The 18,660-nt window shown below is 67.0% G+C and carries 17 protein-coding genes; 7 read left to right on the top strand and 10 right to left on the bottom strand.

The genetic code is table 11. The annotated features are described in order from the left end of the window. Positions 1-226: 226 nt before the first annotated feature. On the top strand, positions 227-1,213 hold the full coding sequence (locus tag KVT32_RS07705) for a tripartite tricarboxylate transporter substrate binding protein (protein WP_128829049.1): 987 nt from the start codon (positions 227-229) through the stop codon (positions 1,211-1,213). Between the two features lie 103 nt (positions 1,214-1,316). Here KVT32_RS07705 and KVT32_RS07710 read toward each other — a convergent pair whose 3' ends face one another. Further along, positions 1,317-1,934, bottom strand: coding sequence for a LysE family translocator (locus tag KVT32_RS07710; RefSeq protein WP_175155530.1), 618 nt, complete (start codon positions 1,932-1,934; stop codon positions 1,317-1,319). A 65-nt stretch (positions 1,935-1,999) separates the two neighbouring features. On the opposite strand from KVT32_RS07710, the gene KVT32_RS07715 reads away from it, so the two are divergent. Continuing rightward, positions 2,000-2,923, top strand: a complete 924-nt coding sequence (locus KVT32_RS07715; RefSeq protein ID WP_217617952.1) for a LysR family transcriptional regulator — start codon at positions 2,000-2,002, stop codon at positions 2,921-2,923. Between the two features lie 121 nt (positions 2,924-3,044). Here KVT32_RS07715 and KVT32_RS07720 read toward each other — a convergent pair whose 3' ends face one another. Together KVT32_RS07720 and kdgD are read right to left on the bottom strand one after the other, a co-directional pair. Then, entirely contained in the window at positions 3,045-4,628 is a 1,584-nt protein-coding gene (locus tag KVT32_RS07720) for an aldehyde dehydrogenase (NADP(+)) (RefSeq protein WP_142055162.1), read from the bottom strand. 119 nt (positions 4,629-4,747) lie between these two features. Further along, positions 4,748-5,662: a 5-dehydro-4-deoxyglucarate dehydratase gene (gene kdgD / locus KVT32_RS07725; protein ID WP_062839421.1), complete on the bottom strand. Its 915-nt coding sequence runs from the start codon at positions 5,660-5,662 to the stop codon at positions 4,748-4,750. 242 nt (positions 5,663-5,904) lie between these two features. On the opposite strand from kdgD, the gene garD reads away from it, so the two are divergent. From garD to KVT32_RS07745, 4 genes are all read left to right on the top strand, one after another. Continuing rightward, entirely contained in the window at positions 5,905-7,473 is a 1,569-nt protein-coding gene (garD, locus tag KVT32_RS07730; RefSeq protein WP_056318035.1) for a galactarate dehydratase, read from the top strand. Between the two features lie 60 nt (positions 7,474-7,533). Next, positions 7,534-8,583, top strand: a complete 1,050-nt coding sequence (locus tag KVT32_RS07735) for an SMP-30/gluconolactonase/LRE family protein (protein WP_217617953.1) — start codon at positions 7,534-7,536, stop codon at positions 8,581-8,583. 71 nt (positions 8,584-8,654) lie between these two features. After that, on the top strand, positions 8,655-9,632 hold the full coding sequence (locus tag KVT32_RS07740) for a tripartite tricarboxylate transporter substrate binding protein (RefSeq protein ID WP_062839424.1): 978 nt from the start codon (positions 8,655-8,657) through the stop codon (positions 9,630-9,632). A gap of 563 nt (positions 9,633-10,195) precedes the next feature. Continuing rightward, entirely contained in the window at positions 10,196-10,792 is a 597-nt protein-coding gene (locus KVT32_RS07745) for a DUF4202 domain-containing protein (RefSeq protein ID WP_217617954.1), read from the top strand. An 87-nt stretch (positions 10,793-10,879) separates the two neighbouring features. On the opposite strand, the gene KVT32_RS07750 is transcribed toward KVT32_RS07745, so the two are convergent. The 7 genes from KVT32_RS07750 to KVT32_RS07780 form a co-directional block, all read right to left on the bottom strand. Then, the gene (locus KVT32_RS07750) at positions 10,880-11,626 is read right to left on the bottom strand and encodes a ProQ/FinO family protein (protein WP_254636806.1); all 747 of its coding nucleotides are present in this window, start codon (positions 11,624-11,626) and stop codon (positions 10,880-10,882) included. Between the two features lie 56 nt (positions 11,627-11,682). After that, the gene (locus KVT32_RS07755; protein WP_217617955.1) at positions 11,683-13,161 is read right to left on the bottom strand and encodes a hypothetical protein; all 1,479 of its coding nucleotides are present in this window, start codon (positions 13,159-13,161) and stop codon (positions 11,683-11,685) included. A gap of 196 nt (positions 13,162-13,357) precedes the next feature. Continuing rightward, a complete protein-coding gene (locus KVT32_RS07760; RefSeq protein WP_056318016.1) occupies positions 13,358-13,579 on the bottom strand; it encodes a hypothetical protein in 222 nt (73 codons plus the stop codon). A gap of 8 nt (positions 13,580-13,587) precedes the next feature. After that, positions 13,588-13,977, bottom strand: coding sequence for a hypothetical protein (locus KVT32_RS07765; protein ID WP_056318013.1), 390 nt, complete (start codon positions 13,975-13,977; stop codon positions 13,588-13,590). Between the two features lie 161 nt (positions 13,978-14,138). Continuing rightward, positions 14,139-14,945: a 4-hydroxy-2-oxoheptanedioate aldolase gene (hpaI, locus tag KVT32_RS07770; protein WP_217617956.1), complete on the bottom strand. Its 807-nt coding sequence runs from the start codon at positions 14,943-14,945 to the stop codon at positions 14,139-14,141. A gap of 27 nt (positions 14,946-14,972) precedes the next feature. Further along, a complete protein-coding gene (locus tag KVT32_RS07775; protein WP_217617957.1) occupies positions 14,973-16,496 on the bottom strand; it encodes an altronate dehydratase family protein in 1,524 nt (507 codons plus the stop codon). A 6-nt stretch (positions 16,497-16,502) separates the two neighbouring features. Beyond that, positions 16,503-17,525, bottom strand: coding sequence for a tripartite tricarboxylate transporter substrate binding protein (locus KVT32_RS07780; protein WP_217617958.1), 1,023 nt, complete (start codon positions 17,523-17,525; stop codon positions 16,503-16,505). A gap of 173 nt (positions 17,526-17,698) precedes the next feature. Between KVT32_RS07780 and KVT32_RS07785 the strand changes: the two genes are divergently transcribed. After that, positions 17,699-18,658: a LysR substrate-binding domain-containing protein gene (locus KVT32_RS07785; protein ID WP_217617959.1), complete on the top strand. Its 960-nt coding sequence runs from the start codon at positions 17,699-17,701 to the stop codon at positions 18,656-18,658. Positions 18,659-18,660 lie beyond the last annotated feature (2 nt).

Below are 18,660 nucleotides of genomic sequence, written 5' to 3' on the forward strand. Positions count from 1 at the left end.
GGCCGCGGCGTTATCGAACCCGCGATGTATGTCATCGTACAACATACAAGGTCGTACTACAACGGCTTCGTGGAGAAGATGTTGTCGTACAACAAGTCTACCGTTCACACCGGATATAGGAATTTCCCTAGATTGATCGCCAAAAGCCGCCAAGCTATCCTCGCGATTCATTGTCGTACGACAACGTACAAGAAAGACGACAATTCCATATCTCTAGGAGACAAGTTTGAAGGCATTTCCCCTGTTGAGCCGCCTGTCGGCCGTCCTGGCCGTCGCCACCGCGTTTGCCGCACCTGTCCACGCCGCCGATGACTGGCCGTCCGCCAAGGCCATCACGCTGGTCGTTCCGTTTGCAGCCGGGGGCACGTCCGACATCCTGGGCCGCCTGATCGCGCAGGAACTGGGCACGACGCTCAAGCAGACCGTCGTCGTTGAAAACAAGGGTGGCGCCGGCGGCGTGCTGGGCGCCGACGCCGTGGCGCGGGCCAAGCCGGACGGCTACACGCTGCTGTTGGGCACGATCGCCACGCATGCAATCAACCCGTCGCTGCTGCCCAGCATCAACTACAACGCCGCCAAGGATTTCTCGCCGGTCATTCTGCTTGGCAGCATTTCCAATGTGCTGCTGGTGGGCGCCAACCAGCCGTATAAGTCCGTGCAGGACGTGGTTGCCGCCGCCAAGGCCAACCCCGACACGATCGCGTTCGGGTCGGCCGGGCAGGGCACGTCGCAGCATCTGTCGGGCGAAGTGTTCAAGCAGTTGACGGGCGCGCACCTGACGCACGTGCCGTACCGCGGCAGCGCGCCGGCCATTTCGGACCTGATCGGCGGCCAGATCCCCAGCTCGTTTGAAACCGCCCTGGTCGCGCTGCCTTACGTGCAAAGCGGCAAGGTGCGCGCGCTGGCCGTGACGTCGGCCAAGCGCACCGCCGTGCTGCCCGATGTGCCCACCATGCAGGAAGCTGGGGTGCCGGGCTTCGACGTGAGCAGCTGGCAGGCCATCTACGCACCGGCCAACACGCCGCCCGCCGTGGTCGACAAGCTGAACAAGACCATCGCCGAGATCGTGGCCAAGCCGGAAGTGGCTGCCAAGATGCAAGGCCTGGGCCTGGCCTACACGCCGAACACGCCCGCCGAGTTCACCGCGTTCCAGACGGCCGAGCAGGCCAAGTGGGCAAAGATCATCGCCGACGGAAAACTCAAGCCGCAGTGATCGCGCGGCATCATCTCTTTGCGCGGTGTCTGACACCCGTTGAACGTCTGCCGCAAGCCGCAGGCGATGTCCACCGGGTGTCAGACACCTTTGCGCTCAGCACTTACCGAGACCCGCTGGCCGCCGCCAGCAGCACGCCAAACGCGACCAGCAGCCCGCCAAAGATCCGGTCTATCCAATGGCGCACGGCCAGCAGGCGTTGGCGCACGCCGTCCGACGAAAAGCACATCGCCACCAGGCAGAACCACGTCACGTGCGCCAGCGAAATAAAGGCGCCATAGCCAACCTGCACCGCCAGCGGCGTATCGGGCCGCACGACTTGCATGAAGAGACTCACGATGAAAACCGTGGTCTTGGGATTCAGCGCGTTGGTCAGAAAGCCCGTGCGCAGCGCCGCCAGGTCCGACATTGCCGCCGCGGGACGGCTACTGTTGCCGCTGCCCGGCCGCGTGCGCAGCATTTTCATGCCCAGATACACCAGATAGGCTGCACCTGCCAGTTTGATGGCGTTGAACAACCACAGCGATTGCTGGATCAGCAGCCCCACGCCGACCAGCGTGTAGCCGACATGCACCAGCACGCCCATGCCGATGCCCAGCGCCGTCAGCACGCCGGCGCGCCGGGACAGCATCAGGCTGTTGCGGGTGACCATCGCAAAGTCCGGCCCCGGACTGATGACGGCAAGCACCGTGATTGTGATGACAGCTATCAGTTCGGTCATGGCGTATCCTGTCGCGAAATATCAATGGCGAGCATCCTAGCAACGGGGCTCAAGGACGTATAACGATGGTTTCTCACAGCAATGGTGAGCTGCAATCACCATCCTCGGACGCGCGCCTGCCGTCGCTGCTGGCGCTGCGATGCTTTGAGGCCGCGGCGCGCCACGAAAACTTCAGCCGCGCGGCCGCGGAGCTGCATCTGACGCATGGCGCGATCAGCCGGGCGGTGCGGTTGCTGGAGGACGACCTGGGTGTGGCGCTGTTCGAGCGGCGTAGCCGCCGCGTGTTCCTGACGGACGCCGGGCGCACCCTGTCCGGCGCAGTGGGCAGCGGCCTGGACTTGATGCGGCAGGCGGTGGGCGAACTGCGCGCCCGCGCCCGCAGCGGGCGTCGTTGGGTGCTGTCATGCGAGCCGACCTTGCTGATGCGCTGGCTGATCCCGCGCTGGCCCGATTTCCAGGCCCGGCATCCGGACATGGAAGTGCACCTGGTCGCGGGCGGCGGGCCGTTTTCATTTGCAAGCGGCATCGACCTGGCTATCCGCCGCGACGACTTTACCTGGCCGGTCAGCCATCACGTCGAGCCCCTGTTTGCGGAAAAGGTCGGCCCGGTGTGCCATCCCGGCAAGCTGGCGGAATGGTTCGACGACAACACAGCCGGCGGCTCGTTGAAGTCTGGCGCGCCGCTGCTGCACACACGCACGCGGCCAGACGCATGGCGCGAATGGGCGGCCGCGGCCGGTAAACCGGCGCCAGATGCGCCCGGCCAGACATTCGATCATTTCTATTTCAGCCTGCAGGCGGCGGTCGCGGGCCTGGGCGTGGCCATCGGCCCGTGGCGGCTGGTGCGCGACGATCTGGAAAGCGGCGTGCTGGCCGCGCCCATGGGGTTCGTCGAGGATGGATCGCGCTATTGTCTGTTTGCTCCGCAGCCGCTGCCGCCGGGCAGTCCGCAAGCGGCGCTGCTGGACTGGCTGCGCAAGGCGGCGTAGTGCCGAAGGGGCTGGGAATGGCGAAAGGCCCGAGGGGGACGTCCGAAAGCCGGACGTCCCCCTCGGGCCGGTGTTGTCAGTCGGACCTTGCGGTCCGGCCCAGCGTTACGGCGTCACGCGATCAGGCGTTGGCCAGCTTGCCGTCGACCATGCGCGTCAGGCCCAGCGGGTTGGCGCGCTTGATGCCGTCGGGCAGCAGGGCGTCGGGCAGATCCTGATAGCAGACCGGACGCAGGAAGCGGCGGATGGCAGTGGCGCCCACCGAGGTCGAGGCCGGGTTCGAGGTGGCCGGGAACGGGCCGCCGTGAACCATGGCGTGGCTGACTTCCACGCCGGTCGGGTAGCCGTTGGCCAGGATGCGGCCGGCCTTGCGCTCCAGCACGGGCAGCAGCGCGCGGGCGGCGTCCACGTCGGCGTCGTCCACGAACAGCGTCGCGGTAAGTTGGCCTTCAAGATGCTCGGCCACGGCGCGGACCTGCGCTGCGTCCTTGCACGCGACCACCAGCGAGGCGGGGCCGAACACTTCGGCTTCCAGTTCGTGCGAGGCCAGGAACTGGTCCGCGCTGGCGCCAAACACCACGGCGCCCGCGGCGTTGCACGCCGGGTTGGACGGCTCGCCGCGGCCGACGGTCGACACGCTGGCGTGGCGCGCCAGTGCGTCGGCGCCTTGCTCGTAGGCCGAGAAGATGCCCGGCGTCAGCATGGTGGCGGCGCCCTTGGCTTTCACGGCTTCGGCGGCGGCCTGGCGGAAACGATCCAGTGCCGGGCCTTCGATGCCGATCACCAGACCCGGGTTGGTGCAGAACTGGCCCACGCCCATCGACAGCGAATCCACGAAGCCCTTGGCGATGGTCTCCGCACGGGCTTCCAGCGCGGCCGGCAGCAGGAACACCGGGTTGATGCTGGACATTTCGGCGTAGACGGGAATCGGCACGGGGCGGGCGTTGGCGGCGGCCACGAGCGCCAGGCCGCCGCGGCGCGAGCCGGTGAAGCCGATGGCCGTGATGGCCGGATGCGTCGCCAGCGCGGTGCCGATTTCATTGCCGGCGCCGAACAGCAGCGAGAAGGTGCCTTCGGGCAAGCCGTGCTTGGCCACTGCCTGCTGGATGGCGCGGCCGACCAGTTCGGACGTGCCGGGGTGCGCGTTATGCGCCTTGACGATTACCGGGCAACCGGCAGCCAGTGCCGAGGCGGTGTCGCCGCCCGCCACCGAGAAGGCCAGCGGGAAGTTGCTGGCGCCGAACACGGCTACCGGGCCGAGCGGAACGTTGGCCAGGCGCAGGTCGGCGCGCGGCAGGGGCTGGCGTTCGGGCTGGGCCGGATCGATGGTCGCGTCCAGGAAGTAGCCGTCGCGCACCACGCGGGCGAACAGGCGAAGCTGGCCGACGGTGCGGCCGCGCTCGCCCTGCAGGCGGGCGACGGGCAGGCCGGTTTCCAGGTGCGCGCGCTCGATCAGCGCGTCGCCCAGCGCCAGGATGCCTTCGGCGATGCTTTCGAGGAATTGGGCGCGCGTCTCCAGCGGCAGCGCGCGATACGGATCGAAAGCGGCACGGGCCAATTCGGCCGCGCGGGACACGTCGTCGGCGGAGCCGGCGGGGTAGGCGGGGTCCAGGCGTTCGCCGGTGGCGGGGTTGATGGCGTGCTGGGCAGCGCCCGCGCCCAGCACGGCGGTCGAGCCGATCAACATCTGGCCGGTCAGGTTCATGGTCATCTCCAAAAATTCATAGGCGCCGATCCAGGGGATGGGCGGTTTCGCCCCCGACGGGTCCGGGGAAAAAAATGCCCCCGGACCGGGGGCAGACAGAAGGCGTCGGTGCAGACCGATTATTCGGCGCCGGACTTCTTGATCAGGGCGGCGAGCATTTCCATTTCTTCGCCGGTCAGGTCGGTCAGCGGCGCGCGCACGGGGCCCGCGTCGTGGCCCACCAGCTTGGCGCCGGCCTTGACGATGCTGACGGCGTAGCCGGCCTTGCGGTTACGGATTTCCAGGTACGGCAGGAAGAAATCGTCCAGCAGGCGGTTGGTGGTGTCGCTGTCGCCGGCGGCAATGGCGTTGTAGAACTCCATGGCCATCTTGGGCACGAAGTTGAAGACGGCCGACGAGTAGACCGGCACGCCCAGCGCGCGGTAGGCGGCGGCGTAGACTTCGGCGGTGGGCAGGCCGCCCAGGTACGAGAAGCGGTCGCCCATCTTGCGGCGGATGCGGACCATCGATTCGATGTCGCCGATGCCGTCCTTGAAGCCGACCAGGTTGGGGCAGCGGTCCGCCAGGCGGGCCAGGCTGTCGGCCGACAGGCGCGATTGGGCGCGGTTGTAGACGATGACGCCGATGTTGACCGATTTGCAGACCTGCTCGACGTGGGCGGCAATGCCGTCCTGCGAGGCTTCGGTCAGGTAGTGGGGCAGCAGCAGCACGCCCTTGGCGCCTTGGCGCTCGGCTTCCTGGGCGTAGGCGATGGCGGTGCGGGTGGGGCCGCCGGCGCCGGCCAGGATGGGGACCTTGCCCTTGCAGGTCTGGACGGCGGTGCGGATGACGTCCGAGTATTCCTCGGGGGCCAGCGAGAAGAACTCACCGGTGCCGCCGGCCGCGAACAGGGCGGTGGCGCCGTAGGGGGCCAGCCATTCCAGGCGAGCCGCATAGCTCTTGGCGTTGAAATCGCCGTTCTGGTCGAAGTCGGTCACGGGGAAGGAAAGCAATCCTTCCGAAACAATGGCCTTGAGTTCCTGCGGAGTCGTCATGTTGCGCTCATCCCAAAATGGCCGTCGCAGGCGGAGAGGGTGCTTGCGAACGGGATGCGGTGGTAAAAGGTGAGTCATCGTACAACACGATTTTGCCGGATTCAAGGTGTCCACCCAGCTGAAGCGGCATTTACAAGGGGAAACCCGAAATTCCTTTCCGATGCCTTTCAGCGATATTCTCTTGGTTGTACGATAACGTACGGTGCCCGCAGCGGGGCATCCATCAGGCAAAAGGATTCAGCATGCAGGTTGCAGTCGAGCAGACGCCCGTTCTCATCAAGATTCATCCCGACGACAACGTCGCCATCGTGGCCAACGACGGCGGCTTGCCGGCCGGAACCGTTCTGCCCGACGGGCTTCAGTTGGTGGACGCCGTGCCGCAAGGCCACAAGGTGGCTCTGACCGATCTGGCCGAGGGCGATGAGGTCAGACGCTACAACGTGGTGGTGGGCTACGCCGCCAAGTCCTTGCCGCGCGGCAGCTGGATCAACGAGCGCGTCACGACGATGCCGACCGCGCGCACGCTGGAAGACCTGCCGGTGTCCACGCGCGTGACGCCGCTGCCGCCGCTGGAGGGCTATACGTTCCAGGGCTATCGCAACGCGGACGGCACCGTGGGCACGCGCAATATTCTGGCCATCAGCACCACGGTGCAGTGCGTGCAGGGCGTGGTCGAACATGCGGTCGCGCGTATCCGCCGGGAACTGCTGCCGCTATATCCGAACGTGGACGACGTGGTGGGCATCGAGCACACCTACGGCTGCGGCGTGGCCATCGACGCGCCTGGCGCCGCGATTCCGATCCGCACGCTGCACAACATCGCCCGCAACCCGAATTTCGGCGGCACGTCCATGGTGGTCAGCCTGGGCTGTGAAAAACTGCAGCCTGAACGCCTCTTGGCGCCCACCGCCATTCCGATCCGCGCCGGCGAAGGCATGGGCGGCAACGGCGTGGAGACGATCGTGCTGCAGGACGAAGAGAACATCGGCTTCGATTCGATGATCCAGCTCATCATGCGCACCGCCGAGCGCCACCTGCAAAAGCTCAACGCCCGCCAGCGCGAAACCTGCCCGGTATCCGACCTGACCGTCGGTGTGCAGTGCGGCGGCAGCGACGCGTTCTCCGGCGTGACCGCCAACCCGGCCGTGGGTTTTGCGACCGACCTGCTGGTGCGCGCCGGCGGCACCGTGATGTTCTCCGAAAACACCGAAGTGCGCGATGGCATCGACCAGCTCACCGCCCGCGCCGAAACGCCCGAAGTCGCCGACGCGCTGATCCGGGAGATGGCCTGGTATGACGCGTACCTGCAGCGCGGCATGGCCGACCGCAGCGCCAACACCAGTCCGGGCAACAAGAAGGGCGGTCTGTCCAACATCGTCGAAAAGGCGATGGGGTCGATCGTCAAGTCCGGTTCCTCGCCCATCCACGGCGTGCTGTCGCCCGGCGACCGCCTGACACGCAAGGGCCTGATCTTTGCGGCCACGCCTGCCAGCGACTTCATCTGCGGCACGCTGCAACTGGCCGCGGGCATGAATCTTCACATCTTCACCACCGGCCGCGGCACGCCTTATGGGTTGGCGCAGGTGCCGGTCATCAAGGTCGCCACGCGCTCCGCGCTGGCGCGCCGCTGGCACGACCTGATGGACGTGGATGCCGGCGTGATCGCCACCGGCCAGGCCTCGATCGAGGAAGTGGGCTGGCAGCTCTTTCAGATGATGCTGGACGTCGCCAGCGGCAAGAAGCAGACCTGTGCGGAAAAACTCAAGCTGCACAACGCCTTGGCGCTGTTCAATCCGGGCCCCGTGACCTGATCGCGGATCCGTCCCGTCCGTAGCGCCATCGCAAAAAAAACCACCGAGAGGAGACAGCCGATGGAAATTGACCCGCAAGTCCAGGCCGGCCGGCGCCGGCTGCTGGGCGCCGCGCTCGCACTGGGGCCCGCCAGCCTCGTGCACGCACAGTCATTCAGTTTCACCCCGCAGCAGCGCTATCCGGACCCCTCGGTCCGGATCCTGGACCCGGAATTCTCCAAGTACCGCATCTACAGCAGCAGCGTGGAGCAGCTTGCAACCGGGTTCCGCTGGCTGGAAGGGCCGGTGTGGTTCGGGGACGGGCGTTATCTGCTGGTTTCGGACATTCCCAACAACCGCATCCTGCGCTGGGACGAGACCACGGGCCAGATCAGCGTGTTCCGTCAGCCGTCCAATTTCAGCAACGGGCTTGCCCGCGACCGCCAGGGCCGCCTGCTGACCTGCGAGCATCTGACGCGCCGCGTCACGCGCACGGAGTACGACGGCAGCATCACGGTGCTGGCCGACCGCTTCGACGGCAAGCCGTTCAATTCGCCGAACGACATCGTGTGCCAGCGCAATGGCGCCATCTGGTTCACGGATCCGCCGTTTGGGATCGGCGGGCACTGGGAGGGCGACAAGGCCACGCCTGAGCTCCCGCATTCGGTCTATCGCATCGATCCGGCCAATGGCCGCGTGACGCTGGCGCTGGCGGATCTGGCCGGCCCCAACGGCCTGTGCTTCTCGCCCGACGAAAAGGTGCTCTACATCGTCGAGTCCCGCCACCAGCCCAATCGCGTGATCTGGGCTTTCGATGTGGGCGCGGACGGCGCGCTGACGAACAAGCGCCTGCACGTCGATGCGCAGGGCCCCGGCGCCATCGACGGCATCAAGTGCGACGAGGCCGGCAACCTGTGGTGCGGCTGGGGCAGCAACGGCTCGGCCGACGCCAAGCCCGAGGAACTGGACGGCGTGATGGTCTTTAACCCCGCCGGCAAACCCATCGGGCACATCCGGCTGCCCGAGCGGTGCGCCAACCTGTGTTTTGGCGGCGCCAAGCGCAACCGCCTTTTCATGGCGAGCAGCCATTCGCTCTATGCCCTGTACGTGGAGACCCGCGGCGCGGCATAGGCATATCCCCACCGCGGCCTCACCTGGCCGCGGGACACTTCAACACACATACCAATCAGTGTGGAGACAGCATGAACCCGAGCAAAAGACAGTTCCTGGGCAGCGCCGCGGCGCTTTGCCTGACGCCGCTGGTGCCGGCGTGGGCCCAATCGGCGCAATGGCCGACGCGCCCCGTGCGCATCGTGGTGCCTTACCCGCCCGGCGGCTCGTCGGACATCATCGCGCGCATCCTGGCGCCCCGGCTGGCCGAAGTGCTCAAGCAGACTGTGGTCGTCGAGAACAAGCCCGGCGCCAACGGCAACCTGGGCGCCGGCCTGGTGGTGCAGTCGGCACAGGAAGGCCATACGGTGCTCCTGTGCGACGTCGGCGCGCTGGCGATCAGCCCGTCCGTCTACACCAAGCTGACCTTTGATCCGTCCAAGGACCTGCGCGCGGTGGGCATGCTGGCGTATTCGCCGCACGTGCTGGCCGTGCATCCCGACGTGAAGGCCAACACCGTGCAGGATCTGGTCGAGCTGTCCAAGAAAGAGCGCATCAACTTTGCCGTCACCGCAATCGGCAGCGCGCCGCACCTGGCGGCTGTCGCGGTTCAGCAGGCGACCGGCGCGCAGTGGGAATACGTGCCGTACAAGGGCGGTTCGCAGGCGGTCACCGACACCATCGGCGGCCAGACGCAGATCATCATGAACGGGCTTTTGGCCACGCTGCCGCACATCAAGTCCGGCAAGCTGCGCGCGATCGCGATTTCCAAGAGCGAGCGCATGAAGCTGGTGCCGGACATTCCGACCATTTCCGAGCAGGGCGTGAAGGGCTTCGAGTCGGGCACGTGGCAGGGCGTGATGGCCCCGTCCAACATGACCGACCCGGTGGCCGCACAACTGCAGACGCTGATGGCGCAGATCGTCACCCAGCCGGACGTCACGGCGCAGTTGAACGAGCAGGGCGCCGAGATCGTCACCAAGAGCCCCGCGGAACTTGCGCAGTTCTTCGGCAGCGAACGCGCCCGCTGGGCCAAGGTCGTTGCAAGCACCGACATCCGCCTGGATTGACCGGCCCGGCCCGCGCCTTGCTAGGGGCGGGCGTTCGGGGGCACACTGGGATCGTGTCCGGGCTTCGGTCTGGACCGATTCCCGTGGAGCCTGACGATGAAATCCCTGTTCGCCGCGGCGGCCTTGGGGTCGCTGACGGCGCTGTCCGCCTTGGCAAGCGCGCCCTCAATCGCGCGCGATCCGCTGCCCACGGCGCCAAAGCCGCCCGCGTCGGCGCGCACCATACCAGACACGTGTCTGGGCACCGACTGCCCGCGCATCGTGGACCCGGGCAAACTCAACCGGGACTGCCTGGGCACGTCATGCCCGGGCTCTCGCTATCCTCCCGCGACGGAAACGCCGGTGCGGCCTCAGAATCAACCGGGGCTGAAACCTCCCACGCGGACATGGCTGCCGCCCATGCCGCCGCGGCCTGGCCAAGCCCCCGTGGGCCCGCTGACGCCCGCGCCGGCATTGCCTCGATAGATCAGAAAAGGCCACACGCCGCAGGTATGATGGCTTCCTTGCACCTGATCCACTTCGCCTTGGCCAACGCACGCCGGGCTTCCTGACAACGACATCCCATGAACGACCGCCTGCAGCAGACCCTGCGCCGCTTCGACGAGTACAACGCCGCCGATCCCAATGTGTTCACGTGGGAAGGCCAGTCCTGTCCGCAGGAGCTGTTTCTTGCGCAGAAGCTGCACGAATGGGTGATGAAGCTGGCGCCTGACGTGTCCGAGCCGCTGGTCCTGGCGTCCCGGTGCCAGCACATCGGCCGTTGGGAAATCGCGCGCGCCAGCTATCCTGAAGGCCGCATCGGTTACCTGACGTGGCGCAAGGCGTTGGCCAGGCATCACGCGGCAATCGCGCAACAGATCATGCAGGAAGCCGGCTATCCGCAAGAGGACTGCGACCGCGTGGCGGCGATCCTGATGAAGCAGGGAATCAAGCAGGACCCGGACGTGCAGGTGATGGAGAACGCGCTGTGCCTGGTGTTTTTGCAATACCAGTACGAGTCGTTTTATCCCGCCCACGAAGACAAGATCGTCGAGATCCTGCGCAAGTCGCTGCTGAAGATGGATGGCGCGGGGCATCAACAGGCTATGACGCTGACCTATTCGGACCAGGGCATGGGATACATCAAGCAGGCGCTCGCCGCGCTGGAAGCGGCGGCCTAGCAGCCTTTAGCCAGATGCAAAGAGGCCTGCGGCAGGCCGGGAATGGATCTCCCGGCCTGCCGCAGGCCTGTATCGCGTTTGGCGGGCTTACTCGGACGCTTGGGGCGTGACGTCGGAGGACGAGGCGTCCGCGGGCGTCGCACCTGCGGCCTTCGTATCTACGGCCTTCGTATCTGCAGAAGTCGCGTCGGCGGATTGCACGTCGGCAGGCTTCACGTCGGCAGGCGCGGCGTCTGCAGCGGGTGCTGGCGTTTGTTCGGCGGACGCCTGGGCCTTTTTCTCGGCGCGGGCGCGCGCGGCGTTGCGGGACGCGTTGCGCGATGCCATGCGCTTGGCGTGGCGCGCTTCGTTCGCAGTCACGGCGCCGGCGGGTTCGCCGTTCAGGTCCACGCGCGGCGCGTCTTCGACCATGCTGGCCCAGTAGCGGCGGCCATCGCACCACGTCTTGACGGCTTCCTTGATCTGCGCTTCGTCGAGCTGCAATTGCTCGGCGTGCTGCACCAGGTCCGCCAGCACGCCCAGCTTGAGCGGAACCTTGGGCGCGGGGTTCTTGGGAAACGCCTTGGGAAAGTGCCGTTGCAGGCGCGAAATGGCGACGACCACGGGATCGACCGGCGACTCGCGCTTTTCGGGACGCGGCGCACGCTGGCCCTTGTCACCGCCTTGCGCGCGCTTGGCCTTGTCGCCGGTCTGCGGACGCGGACCCTTGGCGGCGCCCTGCGGGCGGCGCGGCTTGTCGGTGCCTTGCGGACGCGATTCGTTTTTCGAGCCTGCCTTGTCAGGCGACTGCTTGATAAGCAATTCCCGGATCGCGGCTAATTGTTCTAGTCCCATGTGCTACACAAAAAAAAGGTTGAGGCGGCGAGCGTGTCCCTGCGCCGTGAAATCCGCTACCCGGAGACGACCACGAGCAGCGCCAGCGACAGCAGGATGCCGAACGCGGCCAGGGCAAACGGCAGTAGTAGAACATACACGCCGCGTTCCTGCCCCCGGCCATGCGCCAAACCGGCCGCAATCGACATCCGAACCGGCGAAAAAATCCCCATCGACGTGCCCGAAACGTGCAGCAGCGCGGCAGCTGCGGGCACGCTCAGGCCAGCCTGAAGCGCTAATGATAGCTGGGATGGCATGAACAGGCTGTTTGGCGCGTTGCCGCTGTTGGCCAGGATGCCGAACGCGCCGGCCAGCAGCGGCGTGATCAGGATAGTCCAGTCGCGCAGGCTCGCAAAGAGGCCGTCGGCGTAGGCCCGCGATATGCCCGCGCCAGCCAGCACCTCGGCCATCATGGCAAACAGGAATACGGACATGACGGCGTGCCGTCCGGTCAGCCAGGCGGCGCGCGCCTGTGTCCGCACGGCGCCCGGATGTCGCTGCCAGGCGGCCAGGAGCAGGGCGCCGGCGATCAGCCAGCTTCCGGCATGCAGAAATGGCATCCACGGCGGCAGGTCCGCATACGGGCGCAAAGCCGCAAGGTCGGCAAGGCCGCGATTCAGGCCGGGCACAAGCCGCGTGGCGACCAGCCAGGCGATGAGGGCGATATAGGGCAAGGCGCGGCGCGTTGCCCGCAGCGCCTCGCTGCGACCGGGCCGGCGGTCCGCCAGAAAACGCAGCACGATCAGCGGTCCGTATGCGGCGAGCAGTGCCGTTTCCGGTCCCAATAGCGCGGTCGCCGCGGCCAGCAAGGCCAGGCTCGCGGCCATCCAGCCAGCCTCGCGGACCCGCTCGGCGGCCGGCGCAGACAACCCCGCGCGCGTCGCGGTGCGCCAGTACAGCGTCAGCCACACGCCCATCAGCAGCGCGATGGGCACCATGCTGTAAAGCGCAAGTTGCGTGGGCGGCACGCGGGCATAGGCCGAAGCCAGCAGCGTGCCGCTGCCCATCGCGCCCCACGGAATCAGCGTCTGGCTGAGCAGCGCAAACACCATGACCTCGCGGGCGCCGAGGCCGAGCGGACGGATCAGCATCACGGTGCCCAGCATGCCCACGCCGAAACCCGTTGCCGATTCGGCGAAAGGGCCGATCAGGAAACAGGCAAAGAACAGCAGTCGGCGCTTCGCCAGCGCATCGCGGCGCCCCGCGTCCGGCGCGCCGCCAGCCGTGGCGTCGTTAGCCGAGGCGTGCCCCTGCGCCGCCATCTGCCAGAACAGCAGGCCGCCCAGGATGTAGGGGGTGATGATCCATCCGATCCAGAGCCCGCGTTCCAGCGCAATGGCCAGTTGCGAAGGCGCAAAAGGGGCAGGCGCCGCAAACAGCGCGATAGGCAGGGCCCCCAACAGGCCCATCGCCGCCGCAATGGTGGTGTTGACGCGCCCGCTCGCGATCGCGGCGATCACGGTCAGCGCCGGCAGGGACCACAGCAGGTACATCATTGAGGGAACATCCGCATCGCCCGGGTGAAGTCGCGGCGCAAAGCGTAGCAGCCTCTGGCCGCCGCGGGTAGCCATGCGCGCGGCGGACGGGGACGAGGGCGGGAGAGGGCGCGGCGCCCACACGCAGGAACGCCGGCTGGCGCTTGCACGCGAGCCGGCGTTCGGGACCTGGAAGATCAGGCCGGTGACGCTCGGATTACTGGTTCGCGCCGCGGATATTGCCCGCGATGCCGCCAGCCGCGCCGCCGATGGCGGCGCCGGTCCAGGCGCTGCCGCCCGCGATCGCGGCAATGCCGGCGCCCGCCGCGGCGCCCATCAAGCCGCCCGTGACGGTGCCTTGCTGTTCCTTGGTCATATTGGTGCATGCGGCCAGCGATGCCATCGCAATGGCCAGACCTATCGTGCGGATCGTCTTCATGGCGGCTCCTAGGGGGTGCGTTTCGTCTTCGTGGCGGGCATGACGATCTCAAACCAGATCGTCTCCACGACAGGGCGATCCAATCGGCTCGGATTGGCGGCATACCAGCGGTCGACGGTATCGCGCACGGAGTCCAGCGTCTGGTTCTGAAGACCCATGGAGAACTTGGGCACCAGGGTCTGGGTATCCGGCACGGCACGGCGTTGCTGATAGGCCCTTTCGACCTCAAGGACGTTGGCCATGCCCAGCAGATAGGCCTTCTTGAGATTGGCGTCGGATTCGGTCCAGTGCTTGCCCGTGACGATCGGGGCAGGCTCCGCGGGTGCGGCCGTGACAGCCGACCCGAACAGCATCGAGAGGGCTACGGTCGCTGGGCCAAGCAGGTGTTTTACTCGCATCGCATCGCTCCTTTGGGGAACAAAAGATAGAAAACAACCTTCGCGCGCGATTCGGGCGGACGAACCGTGATGGCCGATCGAAAAGCGTACCGATCAATTTATGCCTGAATGCGTGGGCACGCAAGATCAGATTGGCGGGTGGATCGGACCGATTTGCGTCTTCAGTACGCGGCCGATGGCGCTGCGGCGGCAGCGCTGGGCGCGCCGCGGTCAAAGCTGGCCGCCAGCCGGCGGGCGCTGTTGGCATAGAGCAGGACATCCACGCCAACCGCCACGAACGTGCAGCCCAGCTCCAGGTAGCGGCGCGCCAGGGCGGGGTCCGAGGTCAAGGTGCCGGCGGCTTTGCCGCGCGCGATGATGACCTGCATGGCGCGTTCGATCGCGGCCTGTACATCGGGGTGGCCGGGGCGGCCGCGATAACCCATCGACGCAGCCAGATCCGCCGGCCCGATGAAGACCCCATCCACGCCCGGCACCTCGCAGATTGCCTCCAGGTTCGACAGCGCTTGAACGGTTTCTGCCTGCACGAGCAGGCAGACTTCATCGTCGGCGACTTCCAGGTAGTCCTCGCGGGCGCTCCAGCGCGACGCGCGTCCCACGGCACTGCCGACCCCGCGGATGCCGTGCGGCGGATAGCGCGTGGCGGCGACCAGGGCGCGCGCCTGGTCGGCCGTGTCCACCATCGGCACCAGCAGGGTTTTCGCGCCAATGTCCAGCATCTGCTTGATGAGGGCCGTGTCAGCCGCCACCACGCGCACCACGGGATGCGAACGGTAGGGCGCCACGGTCTGCAACGCCGCAAGTGTTCCGCGCAAGTCGTTCGGGGCGTGCTCGCCATCGATCAGCAGCCAGTCAAAGCCGGCGGTGGCGGAGACCTCGGCCAGATAGGGATCGGCCATGGAGAGCCATAGCCCGACCTGGGCCTGGCGCGCCGCGAGGGCGGCCTTGAAGGGGTTGTGTGCGGGCATGCGGAAAGACTCCAGAAAGGGGGCGGATCAGCTGACGATGCCCAGGTGCCAGGGCACGAATTCGTGGTTGCCCAGGCCCAGGGCTTCGCTCTTGGTGGGTGCACCCGAGGCCGCGCGCAGGATGTGGTCGAAGATGCGCTGACCCATCTGCGCGATGTCCACCTCGCCGTCCAGCACCGCGCCGCAGTTGATGTCCATGTCCTGCTCAAGCCGGGCGTACATGCTGCTGTTGCTGGCAAGCTTGAGGGTGGGCGCCGGCTTGGAACCGAACATCGACCCGCGTCCCGTCGTGAAGCAGATCAGGTTGGCCCCGCTGGCGATCTGTCCGGTGACGGCGACCGGGTCGTAGCCGGGCGAATCCATGAACACCAGGCCCGCGCGGTCGATGGGTTCGGCGTATTCGTACACGGCTTGCAGCGGCGTCGTGCCGCCCTTCATGGCGGAACCCAGCGATTTTTCGAAGATGTTGGCCAGGCCGCCTTGCTGGTTGCCGTGGCCGACGACGCCATTGAACTGCGCGTTGTGCCCGGCCGTGTAGGTTTCCCACCAGGCCAGCCGGTCCAGCAGCTTCTGTCCCACTTCCGGCGTGACGGCGCGGCGCGTCAGCAGGTATTCCACGCCGTGGATTTCGGGGGTTTCCGACAGGATCGCCGTGCCGCCGTGACGCACCAGAATGTCCATGGCCGCGCCCAGCGCCGGATTGGCCGTGATCGCCGAATAACCGTCGGACCCGCCGCATTCCAGGCCGATCTTCAGGTGGCTGGCCGGCACGCTGCTGCGGCGCGCGGCGTTCGCGTGCGGCAGCATTTCCTCCACGGCGCGGATGCCCGCGTCGATGGTGGCGCGCGTGCCGCCCGTGTCCTGCATCACCAGGGTGCGTACCCGCGGATCGCCGGCCAGGTTCTGCGAGTCGATCAAGGCGGACACTTGATTGCGCTCGCATCCGAGACCCACGATCAGCACTCCGGCAAGGTTCGGGTGCCGCGCATAGCCGGCCAGCGTGCGCCGCAGGACGTCGAAATGCTCGCTGGGCGAGGACATCCCGCAACCGCTGGTCTGTGCAAACGCGGCCACGCCATCCACGTTGGGATAGGTGGCAAGCCGCTCGGGCGTGAAATGCTGCGCGATGTGGTGGATGACCGTGGCGGAACAGTTCACCGACGCGATGATGCCCACGAAATTGCGCGTGCCCACCCGGCCGTCGGCGCGCACATAGCCCTGAAACGTGGCGCGTTGCGCCTCGGGCACCATCGCGACGGGGCGAACGTCGCGGCAGAACGCCGGGTCCCGCTCGAAGTCGGCCAACGCAAGGTTGTGGGCGTGCACGTGGTCGCCCGCCTCGATGTCCCGGGCAGCCACGCCAATGACGGCGTCGTACTTGCGCACCGGTGTGCCCGCGGCAATGCGGCAGGCGGCAATCTTGTGCCCGCCAGGCACCTGCGCGCGCACACGCAGACCCAGGTCGGGCACGACCATGCCCAGGGCCAGGGCCTCCCGGGCGACGAGGACATTGTCGTTGGGGTGAAGCCGGATCAAGGGGTTGGAGTTCACCGTGAATCAGCCTTTCTGCAGCATTTCTTTCAATTTCAGCCGTGCGATCAATGCGGTCTCCTGCTGATAGACCGAGGCGACATACGCCTGGTAATCCGGACCGTCCAGGTACATCACCGGCGCGTCGATGCGGTCGGCAACCTGCTTGAAGGCGTCGCTCTTGACGGCGGTGCGGAACGCATCGCGCAGCTTGCGCTCGACGGCGGGGTCCAGGCCCTTGGGCGCGCCGATGCCGTTGGGCGCCTCGACCACGACGTCGTAACCCAATTCCTTCAAGGTTGGCGCGTCCTTGAAGCGCGAGGCGCGCGATTCGCCCCAGGTCGCCAGCAGGCGCAGTTTGCCTGCCTCGACATGCGGCGCCCACGAGCTGGAATCGGCCAGGAGATCGACCTGGCCGCCCAGCACATCCTGCAGCGCGGCCGCGCCGCCCTTGTACGCGATGGCGTTGAACCGCACGCCGGCCGCCATGGCGAACTCTTCCATGCCCACGTGCGTCGCGCCGCCGATGCCGGCGTGCCCGTATGTCAATTTGCCCGGGTTGGCCTTGGCATACGCCACGACTTCCTTGAGCGTCTTGAATGGCGAGGAGGCCAGCACGGCAATGCCGAACGTCTGGCCCGACGTGCGCGCCAGGTAGGTCAGCTCGCTGCGCGGGTCCAGCTGCAACAGGCCAAGCTGCGAAAAGCGCGCGACCGAGATGGGAATCTGACCGATGGTGTAGCCGTCCGGTTGCGCCTGCGACAGCGACTTCGTGCCGATCATTCCTGACGCGCCGGCGCGGTTCTCGACCACGATGGACTGGCCCAGCACCCCCGAGGCCACCTGGCAAAGCGCGCGCATGGATTGGTCCGCCGTGCCGCCCACGGGCCAGGGGCAGATGAAGGTGATGGGACGCTGGGGATAGTCGGCGGCGCGGGCCGTGGCGGGCGCCAGCAGGCCGACCGCGCCAGCGCCGGCGGCCGCGCCCAGATAGGCGGCGCCGGCCAGGAACCTGCGCCTGTCCAGATCGGGGGTAGGGATGTGCCTCATGATTTGTCTCCGGATGTCGTTCTTATGGGTCTCGCTTTTATATTCGGGCCCCGGCAAGGCTACGCGGGGGCCGGACTTATTCTCGTGAGCTTAACCATAACTATCCAATAGAATTGGCGCATCGTTAGATAACGCCGGTGATATGTATCGGCGCCCTGGTATCGGAGTCCTCGATGGCGCATTTGGATCGCGTTTTCCGCTCAAACCTGAAGCTGCGTCACCTCCAACTGGTCGTGGCGCTGGATGAATTCCGGCATTTGGGACGCACGGCCGAGTTCATGACCGTCAGCCAGCCGGCGGTGTCGCGCATGCTGTCGGAGGTCGAATCGATGCTGGGCCTGGCGCTGTTTGCGCGGTCCGTGCGCGGCACGGAACCCACGGAGGCCGGCGCCTCGGTCGTGCGCTTTGCGCGCGGCGTGCTGGCGCAATACGCGCGAACCCGCGACGAGATCGACGCCGCCGCAAGCGGCGCGGCGGGCAAGACGCGCGTCGGCGCGATGGCCGTCGCGCTGCCGGTGCTGCTGGCGCGGGCGGTGCACGCCTTGAAGGCGCGGGCCGCGCGCGCGACCGTGCTGATCGAAGAGGGCGACCTGACGCACCTGCTGCCCAAGCTTCGGCTGGGCGAACTGGACCTTTTCGTGGGCAGGTTGGAGCCGGGCTATGCCGCGCCAGATCTGCAGACCGAAGCGTTGTTCGAGGAGCCGATGGTGGTGGTGGCCGCGCCGGGCAGCAAGGTCGCGGGACTGGCACATCCCGGCTGGGAAGATCTGGCGGCATTGCCGTGCGTCATGCCACCGCCGTGGGCGTCATTGCGCGTCAAGCTGGAGCAGCAGTTCCACCAGCACGGGCTGGAACCGTCGTCCGATCTGATGGAAACGTCGTCCTACCTGGCGACGTTGACTTTCATCCGCGAACGCCACGGCGTCGGGTTTCTAGCCCGCTCGGCGGCGAGAAGCTTCCAAGCCCAGGGGCTGTGCCGGATTCTTGCGGTGCCGCTCGCGTTGCCGCTGCCGCCCGTCGGCATCATTACGATGCGCGAAGCCGGCCTGCCGGCCACCAGCGCGCAACTGATCGATTGCTTGAAGGAGGCTGCAACGGCGCTGTCGGCCGAAGCGGCAGACGGCGCCGGATAAGC

It is taken from the genome of Achromobacter sp. GbtcB20 (genome assembly GCF_019091095.1).
In the GTDB taxonomy this organism is placed as follows: domain Bacteria; phylum Pseudomonadota; class Gammaproteobacteria; order Burkholderiales; family Burkholderiaceae_B; genus Achromobacter; species Achromobacter mucicolens.